At 33.9% G+C, this 2,218-nt stretch carries 3 protein-coding genes; all 3 read right to left on the reverse strand.

Features of this window, described 5'->3' with window-relative positions:
• Window positions 1-180, reverse strand: a 180-nt coding sequence (locus ENL20_00025; protein ID HHE36947.1) for a UDP-N-acetylglucosamine--N-acetylmuramyl-(pentapeptide) pyrophosphoryl-undecaprenol N-acetylglucosamine transferase, incomplete at its 3' end; no start/stop codon positions are given.
• 178 nt (window positions 181-358) lie between these two features.
• The gene (locus tag ENL20_00030) at window positions 359-1,513 is read right to left on the reverse strand and encodes a cell division protein FtsW (protein ID HHE36948.1); all 1,155 of its coding nucleotides are present in this window, start codon (window positions 1,511-1,513) and stop codon (window positions 359-361) included.
• A partial coding sequence (locus ENL20_00035; protein HHE36949.1) for a UDP-N-acetylmuramoyl-L-alanine--D-glutamate ligase occupies window positions 1,503-2,218 on the reverse strand: 716 nt, incomplete at its 5' end. The genes ENL20_00030 and ENL20_00035, both read right to left, overlap by 11 nt.

Genomic DNA, 2,218 nt, shown 5'->3' on the forward strand with positions numbered 1-2,218 from the left:
AATTCCTGATTTTTGAACAAGCTCCTCTTCCAAACTGTTTCTATTTCCTACAAAAAGGATTTTAGCATTCTTTTTTTGCAATTCATCTGCAATCGATAGAGCAGGAATTATATGACCGCCCGTTCCACCTGCTGCGATCAGAATTCGAGGTGTAGGATTCAAGTTAATTGAATCTGTCATTTCAGTTCCTTTAAATTATGTAATTCGTGTTTTTAATATCAATTTGTGATCATGGATACTTTCCTTCTTCATTTCTCCATTTCTCCATTTCTCCCAATTAAACTATTTCAACCGATTTAACCAATTCAACCATTGCGAAGGTTTCATTCGTCAACCATTCGCAAGGTTTTCCTTTCCCTTAAATCATCCTTCGTTTCGCACTGATATTTAAAAGCAATCCGATCGCAAATGAATTCACGAGGAGTGAAGTTCCTCCATAACTTATAAAAGGTAAAGTTACTCCGGTCGAAGGCAAAGCAGACATGGCAACTCCGATATTGACCATGGCATTATAGAAAATATTCATTCCGAGCCCAAAACCTAATAATTTCAAGAAAAGGGATTCCTGTTTCTGCGAATTTATTAATGACCTGGCAAATAAAAAAATATATAGAAACATCACAAATAACGAACCGAGAAAACCGAATTCTTCTCCCACAATTGAATAAATATAGTCAGTTTTTGCTTCAGGTAAAAAATAATGTTTTCCGGTTCCTCTACCCGGAGTTGTTCCGAAAATTTTTCCTCCGCCAAGTGAGATCAGACTTTCTTTTACCTGGTATTCATTATCACCTTTATAATCGCTTTTTAATCCCAATGCTTTACAGAAAAGAGAATACTTTTTGTATATTTCTATCCTTTCTCCCCTGAATTTCGGACCTAATCCTATCACAAGAATTCCTCCAATCAGCAAAATAGCGATGATCGCGAAAATCGTGTTCATCTTTATCTTCGCTAAAAAAAATAATGAAAGCAGGGTTAATCCGGAAATGATCAAAGGGCTGAAATGTCTTTCAAAAAGTATCAAAAAGTAAATAGTGAGTGGAACAATGATCAAAGGTTTAAAAAATTTCCAAAAACCTTTAGGATCGGAATAGGTGATCAATTTCTGTTGTTTATCTATTATGTGGGCAGTATAAATTACTAAAAATATCCTGGCATAGAGGCTTGGTTGAATATTTATACTCAGATTGATCAACGGGATCGTGATCACGATAAAACGCTTTGCACCATTAATAACAACACCATATTTTAAAACCAAGATCAATAAAATAATGATTACGACCATAAAATATGGGATTGATTTACGCAGGAATTCCAAACTTAAAACTTTATATGCAAACCAGACAGAAAGTAAGGACACGGAAAACCAGATTGCCTGTTTGTAAAAAAATGACATACTCGTTCTTACGGAACTGATATTTAATTGCATAAAAAGACCTGTCATCATTAAAAGGAAGTATGCAAGCAAGATCAGGTAATCCTGTTGAACAATGTATTCTTTAGTTTTCATTTCTCATTTCCCAAACGAGTTGTTTAACGATTTTCTTAAAAACATTTCCCCTTTCTTCGAAATTCTTGAACATATCAAAGCTGGCACAAGCTGGAGAAAGAAGGATAATGTCATTGTTTTCCGATTCTGAAAAAGCTGTTTTTAGACATTTTTCAAAATTCTCAAATTTAGATGTTTTAACTACATTTCCGAAAGCAGCGAACATCTTTTCCTGTGTTTCCCCGATCAAGTAAACTTTCTTTGCATACCTGTTTAAAAAAGGATTCAATGTCGAAAAATTTTCTCCTTTATCAGAACCTCCTAAAATTACTCTCACAGGTTTGTCGAACGATTGCAGCGCATATTTGACTGAATCAGTGTTGGTTGCTTTGGAATCATTATAAAATTTAATACTGTTTATTTCTGCTACAAATTCCAGACGATGGGGAAGAGGAGAGAATGTTTTCAGAGCATATCTAATATCTTTTTCAGAAATGTTAAATGGAGAAACAGCCAGGATAGAAGCCATTGTATTGGAAATATTATGAGGACCTTTTAAGGAAAAATTTTTTATTGAAAAATTTCTCTCATGAAACCGGATTTTGTTCTTTTCGAGATAAATGTCTGTTTTTTTTAAAGAAGAAAAATATTGGATTCTGCTTTTGAAATTCTTTTGAAATCCTGAAATGACATCATCATCGAAATTCAAAACAGCCAGATCACTAG

The sequence above is a fragment of the Candidatus Cloacimonadota bacterium genome, assembly GCA_011372345.1.
Classification (GTDB): Bacteria; Cloacimonadota; Cloacimonadia; order Cloacimonadales; family TCS61; genus DRTC01.

What these genes read in the sequence shown, in the direction of transcription:
- ENL20_00030 (HHE36948.1), bottom strand. Translation starts at nt 1,513, where the DNA reads ATGAAAACTAAAGAATACATTGTTCAACAGGATTACCTGATCTTGCTT.